The sequence below is a fragment of the Ruegeria sp. CDSC085 genome, assembly GCF_059610465.1.
Genome location: NZ_JBXWNR010000005.1, coordinates 31,755 through 48,662 on the forward strand (window position 1 = coordinate 31,755; position 16,908 = coordinate 48,662).

Genomic DNA, 16,908 nt, shown 5'->3' on the forward strand with positions numbered 1-16,908 from the left:
TTCCTAGCTGCCTGAAGCAGCGTACGAATTGACTTATATCATACTTTTCGCGAATTTTTCTTGATCTGCCTGAGAAACGTAATCCTTCGTCATACGTTCAGTTCGATACGGGCGTCGGGGAAACGTACTATGATCTCACTCGCTTTGTCGGCTGATGCCGCGCAAAGTGCAGTGGACAGCCCATCCGCAATTGCCGCTTCCGGGGCAGAAACCGAAACCGTTCTTTCATGGTTTGCTGGCCCGTCCGGGGTGATGATGTGCCCAAGACCGGGGCTCAGTTGAGTGGCCAGCGAAGACGATGTCGCCACGGCACGGTCGCGCAGCGCGATCCGCTTCAGAACCGTCTGATCCGGTGTTGCCAGCCCAACTTTCCAGGGCGCACCGTCGCCACGCGCGCCCAGAGCAGCAATTTCCCCCATATCAACCAGAACATCACTCAGACCAAAGCCACGCAGCAGTGCGGCGATCCGATCAGTGATCGCGCCCTGCGCAATACCGTTCAGCGTCAGCGCGGATCTTCCGGGCATGGGCAGGCGAATGGTCGAGGCATCGAAAATTACCTTTTCCCAGCTTATTGCTCGCTGAACTTCAACCAGATCGTCAGCGCGCGCGCCCGCAGCCAATGCCCTCCACACGGGTTGAATGCTCGGATCAAATGCGCCACCCGATGCCTGATGCAGCGCTGTGCTGAGACTCAGCACGTTCAACAATTCAGGAGCAGGCGCCGTCAGAACACCATCGTGGTTCAACCGGCTGAGCTGCGATTGCGGGCGATACAGGCTGAAGATATCTTCCAGCCGGGCAATCTCGGTCTCAACGGCCGCTATGATGGGTGCAGCTTCAACATCCGTCATCCCGACCAAACGCAGACTTGCAGCGGCACCCAGCGCGGTGCCGTGCCAACGCGCGTCAGAGGCCGCGGCCGGTGTGGCCGCAGCACAAGCGGCTGAGATGATCAGAAATCGGCGGCGCGACAGGGCGGTCATACGGGGGTCTCCAACGGCAGTTCAAGATCGACGGGGCCAAGCACTTCGGTATCCGGGATGTCCGGCAGGCCCAGTGCGGTCCCGCCGTAGATTTCAATGAATGCCTTTGCATCAGCAGGATCGGCAAATGGCACCACTTCACGCGCACCCATGCCGCCCGCCACATTGGCGCCAACAACAAAGGTCGCGCCATCCGCGGCGATCCAGTTCGAGATACCCGGCTGTCGCCAGCTTGGCGCAATGCCCATGTTGCTGACATAGACGGCTGTGATGTCGGCATCTCGTTCAGGGCTTTTGAGATATGCCACCATGTCTCGCACCTGCGCAAAGAACAGCGGTGCGGGGTATCCCTTCAGATGGATCTGCCCCTTGGGGCCGCCATGTTCGGCTATGTTCATCTGGCAGAAATAACTCAGCGCATCAGGGGTCAGGTCGACCGGGTCGGGGGCTTCGGCCAGTTCTTCCTTGCAGGCCGCCAGCGCGATCAACGCAATCAGGACGACGGGTTTCATGGCTCGACCCTCCGGAATGCCAGTCGCGCGAGGGCAAAGCCAATCACTGGCCAGATCAACAAAGATGCCGGCGCGGCCCACACAGGCAGGGCCTGCGCGGCCCCGGTCATGCCCGAAGCCATTGCGACTCCCTCGGTCGCAGCGATGTTCCACAGACGGAATGCGTCGGCCGGGTTGGCCACCATCACCCATGGAAAGACGGATTGGGTAAAGGTGCCGCCCTTGTCCATGACGACAGCCCCCAACAGGCCCAGATCATAGAGGACAACAAAAACCAGCCAGAGCCCGGCCGACAGACCCGCCGCCGCCGTAGCCCCCTTAGCCATGGCAGACAGCAGGTATCCCAGCGCCAGAAACACGGCGCCCAGAAGGATGGACGTGAGAATGAGACGGACCAGAGCCATAAGGCTTTCCGGCCCGGCACCGCCAAAGAAGGCAGCCACTGCGCCAGCGGTCCCGAAACCGACCGTCATGGCGAACGCCAGCGCAGACAGATGTGCGGTGAACTTGCCCAACAGGATTTCTCCGCGCCCTGCCGGATAGGACAACAACAAAGACAGGCTGCCCCGGTCCACGTCTCCGGCGATGGCGTCGAACGAGATCATCAACGCTAGAAGGGGCGCGAGGTAGACCGACAGCGTGGTCATCGACGCAACCGAAACGGTCAGCATGTCAACGCCCAGAGTGCCAGTTGGCGCGCTGCCCGCAAAGGTCAACGCCAATGCGAACAGCACCATGATAAGCGTAGCGACCAGCAGCCAGCGGTTGCGGCGCAGGATCAGCATTTCGGTGCGGGTGATGGCGAGAAAGCGGGTCATTGCAGTCCCTCCTGCGCGTAGTGACGATAGAGATCTTCAAGCTTGGGCGGGGTCATTTCCACATCCGCGACCGCGTCGCCCATTCCGGCGATGCGGCGCAGAGCCTCCATCTTGTCAGCGGGGGTGCAGAGCAGTTCCACCAACGCACCGTTGATCCGGTTGCCACCCAGTTCAGCAGCCAAGGCATCGGCGTTGGCGCTAGCACGCACTTTCAGACGGATCGGAAGACCGGCCAGCGCCGACAGATTGTTCAGCGTATCATCGGCCACCATCCGACCCTTTCGCATGATGGCGATACGGTCGGTGCGGGCCTCGACCTCGGTCAGTGCGTGGCTGGCAATCAGGACGGCGGTGCCTTGGGCGGCCAACTCGTCTATGATGGCATAAAGATCTTGTCGAGAAATCGGGTCCAGCCCGCTTGTCGGCTCATCCAGCAAAGCCACTTTCGGTTGGCCCAACAGCACCTGCGCCAGACCCAGACGTTGCCGCATTCCTTTGGAATAGGTTCCGATCCGACGGTCCAAAGCGTCGCTCAGGCCGACACGATCCAGTAAGCTGGGCACATCGGCCTTGGTCCCGGACAGTTTTGCGAAAAGGGTCAATTGCTCGCGCCCGGTCAATGCGGGATGAAACGACACCGCTTCGGGCAGATAAGCCGTCTCGCACCGTGCCTGAGCGCTACCGGGGGTGGCGTTCCCGATCCGAATGGCTCCGCGATGGATCGGCGTCAGGCCAAGGATGGATTTGATCAGGGTCGACTTGCCTGCGCCGTTATGGCCCAGCAGCGCAACGCGCTGGCCGGGGGCAAGAGACAGGGTGATATCGTCAAGAACGCGGGTTTGCCCTCGGTCCTTGCTGACGTGGTCAATAGTCAGGGCCTTATCCGTCATGAGGCACCTTTTTCATAGCTGGGGGTTCAGGGGGTTGCATCAATGGATTGCTGTCCATCACGCCACCGGGCAACAGTGCCGGAAAAGCGGATTGCGACCAGCGCACCAGCTGCACGGCAGGAGAGCCGAGCAGCAGTTTGGCTGCGGGTTGGGTCCACAGCACATGGTCCATCGAGTCATTTGGGCGATAGGGGGCATCGGCGATACCGTTGCCATCCACATCATAGGCGGCAAAATCGGACCAGTAATTGCCGCGGCCGTCTTCCGACCACTCGACCCATTTGGTCGAGACGTATTTTACCTGTGTCCGGTTGCCGACAAAGGCGTTGCCGACGATCCGGTTGCGTTCGCTGCCGGCGGTGAAATGGATTCCGATGCCGCATCCCTGGAACCAGTTGTCGGTGAACTCGTTCTTGTTGGAGTTATAAAGGAAAGTGCACTTTTCCTTGGCACCGATCACCACGTTTCCGGTGATCTCACTCTTGTTGGCGTAGTTCAGCATCACGCCGTGTTCACGGTCACCGATCGAGACGTTGTCTGCGACCTTCACATTTGTCGTGAACATGACCGCATAGCCCAGATCGTTACCGATCGAGACATTGTCGCTGACCACTGAATTGTCGGCATACATGTAGTGCACTGCGAACCGGAGGTCGCGGAACAGGTTGCCTTTAAAGGTGTTCTTCTTGGACGAGTTCACGAAGATTCCGTCGCGCCCATAGCGGATGTCATTGCCCTCGACCACCGCGCCCGGCGCATTCCAGACATAGACGCCATTGCCGCGGTCGTTCATCCGCTGGTCCAAACGTCCTTCGATCCGGTTGCCACGCACGATACTGTCTTTGGCACCATGAATGTCGACGCCATAAAGATTGCCCAGCAGAACATTATTCTCGACCAGCGGCGCGCGGGCCGTCTTGGTCAGTTGGATTCCGCTGTCGATCCCGTCATGGCTTGAGCCCGAGCCGATCACAGTCAGACTGCGCACGGTCACGCCCGGGCCGGTCACGGTGATGACGCTGCCGGTGCCTTGCCCGTCAATGGTGGCCTGGCCCTGCCCGTCGATGATGACGGGCCGGTCCAGGACGAGATGCTCGGCATAGACACCGGGGCTCAGGCGGAGGGTGTCTCCATCCGCCGCCTGCGCCAGTATTTCATTGATGGCCCCCGCCCGGTTGGGCACATCCCAATCCGCCGCCCAAAGGGGCGAGCCGAGCAGGAGCGGTATGAACAGGGACCAGCGCATGGGTCAGGCTCCTTGCGGTTCGACCAGCATCCGACCGCGCATTTCCATGTGCAGCGCATGGCAGAACCACTGGCAGTAGAACCAGTGCACGCCCGGACGGTCGGCAGTGAAGGTGACCGAGGCGGTGGCCAGCGGCGCCACTTCCATAGCGATACCGTAGTTGCCCAGGCAGAAGCCGTGGGTCACGTCGTCCACGTCATCGAGGTTGGTGATGTAAACCGTCACCTCGTCACCTTGTTTGACGGTGAACTTCTCGAGACTGAAAGTCGGCGCCTGCGAGGTCATGTAGACCCGCACCTTGTTGCCGTCCCGGATCGGTTCTTCAGCGCCTTCTTCCAGATCGATGCCATCAGCCTCGGCCTGTTTGCGGGCGTCTTCCCACGTGACGTCGTTGCGATCCCAGACGTTGACCGGGTTTACGATGTCGCTGCGTACAATGATCGAATCGTGCGGTTCGGCAAAGGTCGGGCCGTCATGCACCACTTTCATCTCATCCGACGAAATGTCGATCAGCTGTTCGTTCTCGGGCTTAAGAGGACCAACGTTCAGGAAGCGGTCTTTCGAGAACTTGTTCATCGAAATCAGCCACTTGCCATCGGCATCCTTGGTTTCACCCATGGAGGTAGAGTTGTGACCCGGCTGATAATGCACGTCGACCTTCGAGATGATCGGGTCCACGTCCTCTCCATTGTAGGCGCGGATGGCCTTGTCGATGTCCCACTTCACGATCTGGCTGTCCAGGAACAGCGTGGTGAAGGCGTTGCCCTGACCATCATAGGCAGTGTGAAGTGGGCCAAGACCCAACTGCGGTTCACCAACGATGCAGGACCGCGGGTCGGCATCGCTTTCGAACAGCGCGTCCAGCTTGGTGACGTCCATGATCGACACGGTCGGCGACAGTTTACCGTTGATGCAGACGTGCTTGCCGTCTGGCGCGGTGTTGATGCCATGTGGCGAATTCGGAATCGGGATGTAGCGGGTGTATTTCTTGTTCTGACCCTTACGTCCGTCCAGAACCTTGACGCCCTTCAGCTCCTGATAATCGCCGGCTTCGATGCCTTTTTCGATTTCCGCAAGGTTGAAGACAACGACGTGGTCCAATTCGTTCTCGGTCATCTCGGCCAGGTTCATGCCCATTTCCGAGTTGTACGAGGTCGAATAGGCGTATTTACCCTGATAGTCGCAGTCGGTGTTGTCGAGGTTGCCGGACACGATCACCTGCCAGGCGACTTCCATGGTGTCGCCGTCCAACGCGGTAAAGATGTTCACGTATTGCGACGGATCGTCCAGCACGCTGCCATCGTTGACCAGCGGCGTTTCATCTTCACCATTGGCAAAGACATAGCCGGTGCGCGGGAATTTCTGCGGACGCAGACCGTGGATCGCCTTGGCGTTCGGGATCTCGGTGATCTTGTCGCATTTCATCACGTCACAGCGCACACGGGCGACGCGGGTGTTGGCCTTGTCGTTCATGAACAGGTAACGGCCGTCATAGGTGCCGTCGGTGAACGACATATGCGGGTGGTGAAGGTCGCCGTTGTCATAAGTTTTCATGCCACGCTTGGCGAGAAACTCCTTGGTTTCAGGCAGCAACCCTTCGGTCATGATTTTCAGTGACTCGTTGGTCTGACCCCAGCCCGTGGCCGAGCAACGGTTGAACACTGGCACCCGCATCAGTTCGCGCATGGACGGGAAGCCCAGGATGCGCAACTCACCGGTCTGACCCGAAGACCAGAAACCGTAATACTCGTCCAGCTCGCCGGGTTCGAGATTGGCATTGGCCGCAGCGCTCGCCTGTTTTGCGGTCATCAGGGTCGAGCCCAGACCAGTCCCGGCCAGCACAGCGCCGGTTGCAGTTGCACCCAGCATCCCGCGGCGTGTGACGGTTAGTTTGTTGTCATGTTCCGACATGTTCGTTCCTCCTTTTAGGAAACGGATTGCGGTTTGGCGTTCGGATGGTTCGCCGGTGGTTGTCCGAGGGGGGTCTTTGGTTGGACCGACCCTGTCTTGGCCCGCCGTTTCAGTTGGCGGATAACGACGGGACATTTGTCCTCGGACTGGTAGAGCACCTGACAATGCAGGCAGGTGACGCACTCGTTCGGATTGATCTCACCGGTGGGATGGATCGCCTGAACGGGGCATTCGTTGGCGCAGGTTTGACAGGGAGTGCCGCAATCCTTGTAGCGGCGCAGCCAGTCGAACATGCGAATTCGGGCGGGGATGGCCAGCGCTCCGCCCAGCGGGCAGAGGTAGCGGCAGTAGAACCGTTCGATGAACAGCCCGATTCCCAGCAGGGCCAGCGCAAAGACCACGAAAGGCCAGTCGCGCATGAATTTCAGAATGATCGCCGTTTTGAACGGCTCGACCTCGGCGTATTTCTCGGCCAACGGGATCGAGACAAAGCTGAGGCCGAAGAGACCGAGGAAGATCATGTATTTTGCAGGCCACAGGCGCTCGTTCAGTCCCCAGGGCAGAGTCCATTGCGGTACTTTCAGCGCGCGGGCGATCTTGTTGGTCAGCTCCTGCAACGCACCAAACGGGCACAACCAGCCGCAATAGGCGCCACGCCCCCAGAACAGCAGCGCGGCAGCGACCGCGAACCACTGGATAAAGACCAGCGGGTCCAGCAGGAACGCATCCCAGGAGAACCCGGTGCGCAAGCTGCCCGCCAGCGCCATCAGGTTCACCACGCTCAGCTGCGCGTTGGCGTACCAGCCGATGAAGAACAGGGTCATGGTCAGATAACCGATTCGGAACCAGTAGAAGACCCGTGCATTCATCGTCGCGTGGAATTGGAAGAAGAACGTCGCAGTCAGCACCAGAAGCATGACGCCAAGAACGCCAATTTCGACAGTGCGATCCTTCCAGATGCGCTGCCACAGGGCAGCTTTGGCGGCGGCTTCGCCGGTTGCATCCTCTACAACCGTTGGGGCTGCAACGGGCAACAGATACTGCTCGGGCAGTTTGTAGCCCAGATCGAATGTCAGAAAGGTTTTCTCAACTGCACCCACGGCACGCTGTACCAGCAGTTGCAGGCGGAACGGCTCTGTCGGGTCGAACTCGGCATCGGCGGGAATCTTGAAGATATCCAGCTCAGTGAAACTGGGTGCATCAGGGGCTGCAACCTTGCCAAGGCGTACTTGCTGTTTGTCGAAGAACCGGACCGAGTTGTCGCCCTGGATCAACTGAATCCGATCGAAAATCCCGCCGCGCACATAGCCTGACCCTTTGAAGCTGTAAGTACCGCGACCTAGCACCAGAATGGCCTGTTCGCCCTCGCCCAACCAGTTCACAAGGTTCTGGTATTCGGCGTCGCCTAGCAGTGATTTGCCGATCGACGGAACCGAGACAAGCGCCATATGCATGTCGATGAAGGTGTCATCCGGTTCGCCCGGCTCGGGGCGTTTGATCGCGCGCTGGTCGCCGGTGGCCTCGAAGGCGGCATTGACCTGCCCGACATCCAGCGTCAGCCGCCGGATCGAGCCGTCACCCGACAGGGTCGACCAGTCATGGACCGCATTCTGCGCCATATCGACTTCGCGCTTTGGCCCATCGGCCTGCAACGGCGACAAGCCGCCCAGACCCAACGCACGCGCCACCTTGATGCCGCCACGCACAAGGCTGTCGTCGATCACCATGATCGTGACGGTCGCGCCCGAGATGATGTCGAGGTCGTGCCCCTCACCCCCGGTTTCAGCTTCAACCTTCAGGTCAAGGCCGGCATAGCCTTCGGTCAATTCAACCATGCGGGAATTGGGGATGCCGATCAGCACGATGGGTTCCGAGTGCTTGACCAATTGCACTCCGGTCAACACAGCATCGTTATCGATGGCGGCAACGACGTGGATCGGTTTGCCTGAATAACCCGTCGTGCCAACAAAGTCCGAGGTCAGGAATGCCCAGGCAACGGTCTCGCCGCCCTTCAGGACGGGGGCGACCTTGACGTCATCGCGCACCGGGCCAAAGGCATCGGCACCGGGGGCCAGATCGGCAGGTTCGATGTCGGGCAGGAAACTGGCCAGGCTGTCGGCATGGGCGCTGATCGCCATCAGGCAGGACAGGGTGAAAGCCAGCAGGAAATGGATTGCGCGTCTTACGACCACGGCGCACCTCCGATTGCTAGGGTGGACGCCACGGACGCGCGCAGGGCGCGTTCAGATTCTTCTTGGGTAGCAAACGGGGGCCCTCGGGTTTCGGGCCACAGTCGCCTTGAGTTGTACAAAGTGCACAGATCCTCGATTGCAGCGGGTACGATCCGTACATTTCCCGATTGCGTCAGCGATGGCTGGTCAGGCAGCGGCGCTGCCGTTGTCACCGCGCACAGCGCGCAATCGGCGCATTTCGGGCAAGGTGCGGTCGGGTCATCAGTGCCTTCCTCAAGGTCCACTTCAACCCAGACCGCCCCTGCCTCCGAGCAGATCTCGATCCACATGCTGTCCCCGGGACTCGCCAGCACCGGGCCAAGCATCTGCAAAAGCAAAAGGAAAATACCCACCAAACCGCACACCGCGCGGGACACGCGATCAAACAGGCTATGCGGGGGGCGGAAGGTAGGCATTGAGAATCCAGCTCGGCGTTCTTTTCTGAACCGTAGGGGATTCTCTCAGGTGGAGACTTGACTTAGGTCAGGTGCCTGACAAATTGCACCTACCCGTCGGCCTCGTCCATCAATCCGCGCACCCACCGACCGGCCAACCATGCCGCAGGAATGCCCAGCGGAATCGACCAGAGTATTGCCGGAACCGGTTCGATTGCACCGAACCCGACGCTGTGCAGGATAAGGCCGATCAAAAACAGGTTGATGGCCACGGTTAACGCCGTGGCCGGATACAGCAGGATGGCCAGTTTCCAAACCGGCCACTTTCCCTCAGTGGCTGGTTCCTTCCGAGAAGGTGATCTTGTTCCAGACATTGTATTTTCCCGAAGGTTTGCGCATCGGCAGGCGGCGGACCTCTTCCAGCGTCTGCGCGTCATAGACGATTACGGCGCCGTCATCTTCCCAGATCGAAACCAGTGCGTGGCTGCCATCCCTGGTAAACTCGACATGGGCCACGGTTTTTCCGGGAGCGGGGCGCAGGGTCTTTACGATTTCAAGGCTTTGCTTGTCGATGACATGCATTGCGTCCTTGTTGGGGCCGAAGAAAACGTCGGCCCAGACATAAGGCGAATTCTCATGGCTGCGCATGAAGAACCCGGGGCCCTCGGTCTTGATCCGTTTGACGGTTTCCCAGCTTTCCATGTCGATCACCGACACGGCGCCGTCTGTCAGGTGCGGCGTGGCCATCACGGTCGTATCGCCGTGTTTCCATGTGATCCCCGAGCCCAGATGTGGCATTCCGGGCAAATCCAGATCGGCCACCTTGTGCCCGATCACCAGATCAATCACTTGTCCGCCCTTGCCATCGCGGGACGCTCCCATGACATATTCATAACTCTGGTCGAAGAAGAAATCGTCAAGGTAGTCAGGCGTAGTGATCTTGCGCACCGGGAAGGGGTCGGGGTTCTTGAACTGGCCTTCGATGCGGAAATCATGACCAAGCCCGGATTGCGGAGGATTGGCGCCGTAGAACACTTCCCAAATCTCGGGCACATCCTTCAGCGCAAGAACAAAGCTTTCCCGCGGAGGGGCCTGGTAGACAGCGGAAACGCGGCTGGGCAGGCCCTTCTTGCTTTTGACCTCGATGACCTTTGCGACTGAAAGGTCTTCGGTGGACAACACTGTCAGGCTGTTGGGCAGGTAGTTCGCCACAGCCACCCATTTGCCATCGCCGGACATGGCGATATTGCGGCTGTTCAGGCCGGCACGTACACGGCCCACCTGTTTCAGTGCCCAAATGTCGTACTTCTGAACCCACCCATCGCGGGACATGATGAAGACGTAACGCCCATCCGGGCTGAATTTCGGTCCGCCATGAACGGCGAAAGGAGTTTCGAACCGGTCCAGCACTTCGAACGTATCCCCGTCCAGAACGCTGACATGGTGATCCCCGGTCTCGACGACCAGCGTGATGTTCATTGGGTCGCTGTCCCAGACGGGTGTATCCACCGGCACATATTCCTCGTCCAGCGTCCGGCTGGCCATAATCTCAGCCTCGTCCCATTCCGGATCGGATTCCAACGGCGATTTCAACCAGCCTGCCAGTTCCTCGATTTGCAGAGCATCCAGCTCGTGCGAGAATGCGGGCATTTGTGTCGCCGTGCGACCTTCGGCAATCACGGCAGCTACCCGCGGGCCCCGCATGCGCTTGAGTGTTTCCGGGATCAGCGCGGGGCCAACTCCGCCCAGACGGTTTTCGCCGTGGCATGAAGCACAATGTTCAGCGTAGTCCGACGGGGCATCCGCCCATGCGGTTCCTGCCAGAAGTAGGGACCATAATGTGCTGACCGTGAGTGTCTTAAAAGAACTGATGCGCCGGATCATGGCTTTTCCCCCGGAACGGTGTGACCTGAAGGCGCTCACCTGCGGTATCCACACCGATTTCCTGGTTGGTCAGGTAACAGGCTGGATCCTCGGCCCATGGATCACCGGTCAATTGCAAGGCGCGGATGCGGGTATTGCCGCCGCACACGTCCTTGAGTTCGCAGGCTCCACAGCGCCCCTTCAGCGGGCGTGGGCGGGTGCGGAGCATGGCAAGCATCGGATCATCGCTGGTCCAGAGTTCGGAAAACGATTTGGTCTTTACGTTGCCGACTGTGTAATCGGACCAATAAGTGTCCGGGTGGACCCGGCCAAGATTGTCGATATTGGCGACACCCAAACCACTCGAGTTTCCGCCCCACGCGGCCAGGTGCTCGCGCACATGTGCCGCTTTTTCGGCGTCGAAATGCGCGCGAATCCAGTTCAGGAAATATCCCGCGTCGGCGTCATTGTTCCCCGTCACGATATCCAACGGACGACCGCCCGATGCGGCCTCCCAGGCGCGTTCCAGCAACAGGTCCAGACCCTTGCGGGTGCGCTGATGTTCGGCGTCTTCACCCCGGTTCTTGTCGCCGCGCCCCGCATAGACAAGGTGAGACAGGTAGAACTTGTCGACACCTTCATCGTCACACAGTGTCAGCAAGTCAGGCAAGTGATGTTGCGTGCCTTCGGTCAGGCAGAACCGCAGGCCGACCTTGATACCGCGCTTTTTGCATTCGCGCACGCCGCGCAGGGCGTCAGCAAAAGCGCCCTCGACGCCACGGAACCAGTCATTCGTCGCTCCAATCCCGTCCAGCGAGATGCCGACGTAGTTGAATCCGACATCCGCTATCATATCGGCCGTTTCGTCGTAGATCCGGGTGCCGTTGGTCGACAAGGCCAGCATTGGCACCAGATCACGGGCCCGTTTTGCGATGTCGAAGAAATCGAACCGATCCAGCGGTTCCCCACCCGAGAGGATCAGGGCCGGGACGCGAAATTGGCCCAGATCCTCAAGGGTTACCATGGCTTGCTCATGGCTGAGCTCACCCGGGAACGCGACATCCGCCGAGACGGTGTAGCAATGGCGGCACTTCAGGTTACAGCGCCGCGTCAAATTCCAGATCACAACCGGCTTTACCGCGCCGGGGCGACGTTTGCGCACCGGAGTCGGTTTGACCAGCTGATGCATGTATTCGGTCAGGCGGAACATGTATCAACCTTTCTGTCTCAGGCGCAGCCCGGTCTTTTTCAGGATGCGCGTGGAATAGAGGATGTCGCTGCCCCGGCAGGCCGATCCCAGAATCGCGGCGATCTGGCCGCGTTTGTCTTCGACCTCGTCGCGCGACTGGCCGTGGACCATGGCGAACAGGTTGTAGGGCCAGTCGGGCAGAGCGCGAGGCCGTTCATAACAATGGGTGACGAAGGGCAGGGCCCCGATATGAGCGCCCAGTTCGCCGATCAGGTCATCCTGTACATCCCAGACGGTCATGCCGTTCGATGTCATGCCCAGCTTATAGTGGTTGGGGGCTGCGGCGATCCGTCGGATCACCCCGCGCGCTTTGAGGGATGACAGTCTCTCAAGCAAATCATCTTCCTGCAGCCCCAGCTCGTGGGCAACCTGAACATACGGGGCCGGGGTCAGGGGTAAGCCCCCCTGCAGCGCCTCGATAATCTGTCTGTCTGTTGCGTCGATCATGCCGCTACCCGAAAGCCGATAAAGAATTCCTGAAGTTTGGGGAAACGTAGAACGCAGATCCCCGTTTCCCGTTCGATGGCATCGGCGGCGGCCTCGATCCCCTCGGGTGTTTCGGTGGCCAGCACGAACCACATGTTCAGCCGGTGCGTGCGTTCATAATTATGGGCCACCTCGGGATGTGCATTGACTTTGGTCAGGACGGTTTTGAAATCTTTGGTTGGAACGGCCATTGCACAAAGGCAGAAAGCCCCACCCATGGCCGCGGCGTCGAAAAATGGACCGAAGCGCGTGATGACGCGGTCTTCTTTCATGCGACTCAGACGCGTCAGCAATTCCGCCTCGGACAGGCCCAGCTCTGCGGCCACGGTTGCGTAAGGATGCGAGGTCAGTGGCAGATCATCTTGCACGCGATTCAGGATCGCCCGATCCGTTTGGTCCAGCGTCATGCGGCAGCCTCCTTGGCCTGAATCAGCGCTCCGGTCTGCTTGAAACAGCGGGTTGAGAAGAGAACCTTGTGCCGTGCTCCGGCCAGTTCGGTCAGTGCAATCGCACCCGCCAATGTTTCCAAGGCCTCGCTTCGGGTTCTGGCATGGATCATGGAATACAGGCGATATGGCCAGACATCGGGCACCGGATTACGCTCATAGCACAAAGTCACCCCTGGGTAGGCGGCCAAAGCGGGACCAGCGGTGTCGATCCGCTCGGCTGGAAGATCCCAGACCACCATCGCATTGGCCGACCAGCCAAGCGCCCGGTGACGCACGATGACGCCGAGCCGCGAGATTATTCCGGCGGCATGTAAGGCTTCGACCCGCTCCATCACGTCGATGACATCCCTTTTCAGCGAACGAGCCAGAGCGGCGTAGGGTTCTGAGACCAAAGATAGCCCGGAACTCAGAGACTGCAGCAGGCAACGATCGCCCTCGCGCATGACAGATGCATCGACCTTTCGCGCTGTGGGCACGTTTTTGGTGCCTCCAGTCATGCGAAACCCAAGATCCACGTTGAAAGGACGCACCAGCCGCAAGTCCAGCACTTGCAATCCGGTGGATCGACTGATCCGCGCAAGGGTATTGTTGACATGCGCGCGATCCGGCCCGGTCGCGACAAACCACAGGTTCCACGCGTCTTCACGTTGATAATTGTGGTTCACACCGGGTTCAGCATCGATCTGGGCGGCGACCTCCTCCAATCGATCTTCCGGAGCCGACACGGCAGCCAGGGTGCTGGCCGTCACCGCGCCGGGCGTGATGGTTGCACCAACCCGTGTAATGCGGCCTGTGGCGCGCATCCGAGACAGGCGATGGATGACTTCGGCCTCGTCCAGCCCGAGAGCGTTACCCAACACCTGAAACGGTCTCTCAGCAACTGGAAAATCGCGTTGAAACTCGTCCAGCAGACGGCGGTCGATCGGGTCCGTAATATGTCGCATCGGTTACAGCCCTGTTCTGTGGGCGCGAGCAGTGAAGAATATGCCGGACGGGCTGTCTGCATCGATCTCGCGCAGTTTTTCAAAGCTATGCGTGTCGTAGACCATGACCTTGTTGGCGTCGCGCACGCTGATCCAGACCTCATGCCCGCGCGGCGTGAACTCCATGTGCAAAACGGCCGGGCCGGGTTTGAATTCGTGGATGATCTCTTTGCTGACGCTGTCGATCACCTGAATCGTATCGTTCAACGGGTGGGCGAAATTGACCCAGACCTGCCGCCCATCCGGACGCGCCATTGCAAAGACTGGTTGCCCGTGGGTTTTGGTCCGTCCCGTTTCGGTCAGGGTATCGGCATCGATCCACAAAACCTCGTGATGGCCGACAGCGGGCAAAACAAACTCGCGACCCGTAAGAGCCCAGCCTTCCAGATGAGGCATCTTGTAGACCGGCATTTCTTCCTGACCACGCCCGTAATCGGGCAGAACCCGGATCGGTTCGGGTGTTTCGGCCCACAGGTCCAGCGCGGTCAGGCCGTCCTCGCCAAACAGACCTGTGATATAGGTGCGGCCATTGGCAGTGATCAGCGCGTCATAGGGGTTCTTGCCCATGTCCGGGATTTTGGTGATCTCTGGTGCGCCCTTTGCGAAATCGGCAATCCAGGTTTCCCCAGTGTCCCACATCGTGAAAACGAACCGCCGACCCGGCGCATCGACCAAGCCGATGGTTTTGCTATCGGTCGGGATGTCAGCGACCATCTCCAGAGTGTCCGCATCAAAGACGCGCACGCCACCGGGCTCATAGTTCGAAACAGCCACAAGCTTACCATCGTCCGATATCGCTCCTCCAATGGCGTTTCCGGCCTGCACGACGCGGTTCACGACCTGACGGGTCACGATGTCGATCTTGGTCAGTCCTCCGTCGCGACCAAACACATAGGCAAACCGTTCATCGGGCGAATAGACCAGAGATGCATGAGACAGATCGCCCAACCCCTCAATCCGGGCCAGAGCTGCACGGTCGGATTGATCCACCAGCAGAACCGAGCCCTTGGCACGTTCAATGACGAGGCCAAGATCGCCTGTCGCGGTTGGTTCAGCCTGAGCCGTGGACATCATCAATGTGGCTGCAAGGCCAAGGATGAAGTGTTTCATTGTGACTCCTGTTCCAGCAGGTAACGGGCGATCCACTCGGCTTCTTCTTCACTGATCAGAGGCCGCCATGGGGGCATCGCGGTGTCAGGGATGCCGTCAAGGATGACGCTGGTCAAAACATCCGCGTCGTAGTGGCCCAGTGTTTCACTGCGCAGGTCCGGACCAAGGCCGCCCTTCAGGGATAAGCCGTGACAGGAACCGCAATCCTGATGCACAAGTCTTTTCAGGGTGTCGGGGTCGATGACATCAGCCGCGAAGGCGGAGGTCGCGGCCAGAACCGCAATGGTCAGGCAGGTTCGCCCAGCCCATCCCGACCGCCCCGGCGATCTGCCGGCAAGTGTTGGGTCAATCCCTCGGTCTCTTCTTCCCAGCTTAGCCATGGGCCTGTTCCAGAAGCTCGGTCAAAGGCTGTTCGGCATAGAGCGAAACCACCCTGCCAATGATAAACAGCGTCGGCGCCTTCAGCTCGGCTGCGCGCACATCCGTGGCCAGCTGGTCAAGCCGTGACACAAGACGACGCTCATCAGGTGTTGTGGCCTTGCCCACTGCCAGAACCGGTGTCGAGCCCGGCAGGTTTTCGGTCATCAGCCCCATGGCGATCTGACCGATATTGGCAACGCCCATATAAACCACCAATGTCGAGTCCGGATCGGCAAGACGTTTCCAGTCCAGATCCAGCACTTTGTCGGCCTGCCTGTGCCCGGTGACATATTGAACCGAGGTTGCCAGCCCGCGATGGGTCAGCGGCACACCCGTCGAACAAGACGCCCCCTGGGCTGCCGTAATGCCCGGTGCGTACTCGACAGCAACACTGCGGGCAATCAGGTAAGCAGCCTCTTCCGAGCCGCGACCAAAGATCATGGGGTCGCCGCCCTTCAGCCGTGCAACCGTGTGACCAGCGCTGGCCTCTTCGAGCAGTATTTCGTTGATGCGGTCCTGCGGAACGGTGTGGCATTTGGGGGCTTTGCCGACAGGGATCAGCCGTGCGCCTTCCGCGTGTAAATTCAGAATGTCGGCTGACACCAGCCTGTCATAAACCACTACATCCGCTTCTTGCAGCATCCGCAGTGCGCGCAGGGTCATCAGTTCGGGATCGCCGGGGCCTGCGCCAATCAGAAATACCTTACCGCTCATGTGCAAACTCGCTTGGTCTGAAAGTCTTCGTAACCCGGTGTCCCATGCAGATCCGTTGCGTTTGCAAGACGTTGCTGGGTGAGCCGGGCGGGTCTTGAGGGAAGACTGGCCCATTCGATAACCAACCTCCTTGACATAAGTTAAGGAGCGCGGGATTTGCCTCCGCGCTCCTTCATCTTGCCTGTATTGTGCCTTGCTTCAGGGTTCGACGGTGATCATTCCGATCATGTTCTGTGTCTCCCAGTGCGGGCCGCACAGATAGTCCTGTGGGCCTGGCGTGAGGAAGGTCAGCTCAACTGATTCCTCCGGGAACAGGCGATCACTTTCAGGTTTGCTTCCGTCTTTCAACAGAACTGAGTGGCTGGTGCGTTTGTCGACATTCACCCACCGGACAGTTGTGCCTGCCTTAACCGTCAACTCGGACGGGCAAAAATTGTATTTATACATAAGTACCACTTCAGCGTCCTCGACAGCGGACGAGGGTTCTCCGAACAGCTCGACGTAGCGCTCTTCAGCCTCGGCACAGATTTCGGCGGTCTCGTCCGCCCAGGCGGGCGCGGCCAGAAGCAACAGCACAGGAAGAAGGCGTTGGGGTTTCATGGTCCATGTCTCCTTTCCAAAATGGTGGGGCCGGATGAACCGGCC

The 16,908-nt window shown here is 59.6% G+C and carries 18 protein-coding genes; all 18 read right to left on the reverse strand.

What is annotated here, in order from left to right; translation table 11 throughout:
- Positions 1–89 precede the first annotated feature (89 nt).
- On the reverse strand, positions 90–986 hold the full coding sequence (locus tag AC2FJB_RS09570; RefSeq protein WP_496718135.1) for an FAD:protein FMN transferase: 897 nt from the start codon (positions 984–986) through the stop codon (positions 90–92).
- Positions 983–1,498: a nitrous oxide reductase accessory protein NosL gene (locus tag AC2FJB_RS09575; RefSeq protein WP_496718137.1), complete on the reverse strand. Its 516-nt coding sequence runs from the start codon at positions 1,496–1,498 to the stop codon at positions 983–985. The genes AC2FJB_RS09570 and AC2FJB_RS09575 overlap by 4 nt, the downstream gene beginning before the upstream one ends.
- Entirely contained in the window at positions 1,495–2,316 is an 822-nt protein-coding gene (locus AC2FJB_RS09580) for an ABC transporter permease (protein ID WP_299898324.1), read from the reverse strand. The genes AC2FJB_RS09575 and AC2FJB_RS09580 overlap by 4 nt, the downstream gene beginning before the upstream one ends.
- The gene (locus AC2FJB_RS09585; RefSeq protein ID WP_496718138.1) at positions 2,313–3,206 is read right to left on the reverse strand and encodes an ABC transporter ATP-binding protein; all 894 of its coding nucleotides are present in this window, start codon (positions 3,204–3,206) and stop codon (positions 2,313–2,315) included. Before AC2FJB_RS09585 ends, AC2FJB_RS09580 begins: the two co-directional genes overlap by 4 nt.
- On the reverse strand, positions 3,196–4,452 hold the full coding sequence (locus AC2FJB_RS09590) for a nitrous oxide reductase family maturation protein NosD (protein WP_496718139.1): 1,257 nt from the start codon (positions 4,450–4,452) through the stop codon (positions 3,196–3,198). The genes AC2FJB_RS09585 and AC2FJB_RS09590 overlap by 11 nt, the downstream gene beginning before the upstream one ends.
- 3 nt (positions 4,453–4,455) lie before the next feature.
- Entirely contained in the window at positions 4,456–6,363 is a 1,908-nt protein-coding gene (gene nosZ, locus AC2FJB_RS09595) for a TAT-dependent nitrous-oxide reductase (RefSeq protein WP_496718142.1), read from the reverse strand.
- A gap of 14 nt (positions 6,364–6,377) precedes the next feature.
- Complete coding sequence (locus AC2FJB_RS09600; RefSeq protein ID WP_496718315.1) at positions 6,378–8,501, reverse strand: 4Fe-4S binding protein; 2,124 nt, start codon at positions 8,499–8,501, stop codon at positions 6,378–6,380.
- Between the two features lie 44 nt (positions 8,502–8,545).
- Positions 8,546–9,010, reverse strand: a complete 465-nt coding sequence (locus AC2FJB_RS09605; RefSeq protein WP_496718144.1) for a DUF2946 family protein — start codon at positions 9,008–9,010, stop codon at positions 8,546–8,548.
- Positions 9,011–9,099: 89 nt separating this feature from the next.
- Positions 9,100–9,363, reverse strand: coding sequence for a hypothetical protein (locus AC2FJB_RS09610; protein ID WP_496718145.1), 264 nt, complete (start codon positions 9,361–9,363; stop codon positions 9,100–9,102).
- Positions 9,320–10,873 (reverse strand): cytochrome D1 domain-containing protein, encoded by a 1,554-nt coding sequence (locus AC2FJB_RS09615; RefSeq protein WP_496718146.1) that lies wholly within the window; start codon positions 10,871–10,873, stop codon positions 9,320–9,322. The genes AC2FJB_RS09610 and AC2FJB_RS09615 overlap by 44 nt, the downstream gene beginning before the upstream one ends.
- Positions 10,848–12,062 carry a heme d1 biosynthesis radical SAM protein NirJ gene (gene nirJ / locus AC2FJB_RS09620; protein ID WP_496718148.1) on the reverse strand — a complete coding sequence of 405 codons (1,215 nt, stop codon included), beginning with the start codon at positions 12,060–12,062 and terminating at the stop codon, positions 10,848–10,850. The genes AC2FJB_RS09615 and nirJ overlap by 26 nt, the downstream gene beginning before the upstream one ends.
- Before the next feature lie 3 nt (positions 12,063–12,065).
- Positions 12,066–12,548, reverse strand: coding sequence for a siroheme decarboxylase subunit beta (gene ahbB / locus AC2FJB_RS09625; protein WP_117873478.1), 483 nt, complete (start codon positions 12,546–12,548; stop codon positions 12,066–12,068).
- Entirely contained in the window at positions 12,545–12,994 is a 450-nt protein-coding gene (locus AC2FJB_RS09630) for an Lrp/AsnC family transcriptional regulator (RefSeq protein WP_496718149.1), read from the reverse strand. The genes ahbB (AC2FJB_RS09625) and AC2FJB_RS09630 overlap by 4 nt, the downstream gene beginning before the upstream one ends.
- The gene (gene ahbB / locus AC2FJB_RS09635; protein WP_117873474.1) at positions 12,991–13,980 is read right to left on the reverse strand and encodes a siroheme decarboxylase subunit beta; all 990 of its coding nucleotides are present in this window, start codon (positions 13,978–13,980) and stop codon (positions 12,991–12,993) included. Before ahbB (AC2FJB_RS09635) ends, AC2FJB_RS09630 begins: the two co-directional genes overlap by 4 nt.
- A gap of 3 nt (positions 13,981–13,983) precedes the next feature.
- Positions 13,984–15,129 (reverse strand): cytochrome D1 domain-containing protein, encoded by a 1,146-nt coding sequence (locus AC2FJB_RS09640; protein WP_496718150.1) that lies wholly within the window; start codon positions 15,127–15,129, stop codon positions 13,984–13,986.
- Positions 15,126–15,509 carry a c-type cytochrome gene (locus AC2FJB_RS09645; RefSeq protein ID WP_496718151.1) on the reverse strand — a complete coding sequence of 128 codons (384 nt, stop codon included), beginning with the start codon at positions 15,507–15,509 and terminating at the stop codon, positions 15,126–15,128. The genes AC2FJB_RS09640 and AC2FJB_RS09645 overlap by 4 nt, the downstream gene beginning before the upstream one ends.
- Positions 15,502–16,263 (reverse strand): uroporphyrinogen-III C-methyltransferase, encoded by a 762-nt coding sequence (gene cobA / locus AC2FJB_RS09650; RefSeq protein ID WP_496718153.1) that lies wholly within the window; start codon positions 16,261–16,263, stop codon positions 15,502–15,504. Before cobA ends, AC2FJB_RS09645 begins: the two co-directional genes overlap by 8 nt.
- A gap of 198 nt (positions 16,264–16,461) precedes the next feature.
- On the reverse strand, positions 16,462–16,863 hold the full coding sequence (locus AC2FJB_RS09655; protein WP_496718154.1) for a cupredoxin domain-containing protein: 402 nt from the start codon (positions 16,861–16,863) through the stop codon (positions 16,462–16,464).
- Positions 16,864–16,908 lie beyond the last annotated feature (45 nt).

What these genes read in the sequence shown, in the direction of transcription:
- ahbB (WP_117873478.1), bottom strand. Translation starts at nt 12,548, where the DNA reads ATGATCGACGCAACAGACAGACAGATTATCGAGGCGCTGCAGGGGGGC.
- AC2FJB_RS09600 (WP_496718315.1), bottom strand. Translation starts at nt 8,501, where the DNA reads ATGGCGATCAGCGCCCATGCCGACAGCCTGGCCAGTTTCCTGCCCGAC.
- AC2FJB_RS09630 (WP_496718149.1), bottom strand. Translation starts at nt 12,994, where the DNA reads ATGACGCTGGACCAAACGGATCGGGCGATCCTGAATCGCGTGCAAGAT.
- nirJ (WP_496718148.1), bottom strand. Translation starts at nt 12,062, where the DNA reads ATGTTCCGCCTGACCGAATACATGCATCAGCTGGTCAAACCGACTCCG.
- AC2FJB_RS09640 (WP_496718150.1), bottom strand. Translation starts at nt 15,129, where the DNA reads ATGAAACACTTCATCCTTGGCCTTGCAGCCACATTGATGATGTCCACG.
- cobA (WP_496718153.1), bottom strand. Translation starts at nt 16,263, where the DNA reads ATGAGCGGTAAGGTATTTCTGATTGGCGCAGGCCCCGGCGATCCCGAA.
- AC2FJB_RS09570 (WP_496718135.1), bottom strand. Translation starts at nt 986, where the DNA reads ATGACCGCCCTGTCGCGCCGCCGATTTCTGATCATCTCAGCCGCTTGT.
- AC2FJB_RS09580 (WP_299898324.1), bottom strand. Translation starts at nt 2,316, where the DNA reads ATGACCCGCTTTCTCGCCATCACCCGCACCGAAATGCTGATCCTGCGC.
- AC2FJB_RS09585 (WP_496718138.1), bottom strand. Translation starts at nt 3,206, where the DNA reads ATGACGGATAAGGCCCTGACTATTGACCACGTCAGCAAGGACCGAGGG.
- nosZ (WP_496718142.1), bottom strand. Translation starts at nt 6,363, where the DNA reads ATGTCGGAACATGACAACAAACTAACCGTCACACGCCGCGGGATGCTG.
- AC2FJB_RS09655 (WP_496718154.1), bottom strand. Translation starts at nt 16,863, where the DNA reads ATGAAACCCCAACGCCTTCTTCCTGTGCTGTTGCTTCTGGCCGCGCCC.
- AC2FJB_RS09615 (WP_496718146.1), bottom strand. Translation starts at nt 10,873, where the DNA reads ATGATCCGGCGCATCAGTTCTTTTAAGACACTCACGGTCAGCACATTA.
- AC2FJB_RS09590 (WP_496718139.1), bottom strand. Translation starts at nt 4,452, where the DNA reads ATGCGCTGGTCCCTGTTCATACCGCTCCTGCTCGGCTCGCCCCTTTGG.
- AC2FJB_RS09645 (WP_496718151.1), bottom strand. Translation starts at nt 15,509, where the DNA reads ATGGCTAAGCTGGGAAGAAGAGACCGAGGGATTGACCCAACACTTGCC.
- AC2FJB_RS09605 (WP_496718144.1), bottom strand. Translation starts at nt 9,010, where the DNA reads ATGCCTACCTTCCGCCCCCCGCATAGCCTGTTTGATCGCGTGTCCCGC.
- ahbB (WP_117873474.1), bottom strand. Translation starts at nt 13,980, where the DNA reads ATGCGACATATTACGGACCCGATCGACCGCCGTCTGCTGGACGAGTTT.
- AC2FJB_RS09575 (WP_496718137.1), bottom strand. Translation starts at nt 1,498, where the DNA reads ATGAAACCCGTCGTCCTGATTGCGTTGATCGCGCTGGCGGCCTGCAAG.
- AC2FJB_RS09610 (WP_496718145.1), bottom strand. Translation starts at nt 9,363, where the DNA reads ATGTCTGGAACAAGATCACCTTCTCGGAAGGAACCAGCCACTGAGGGA.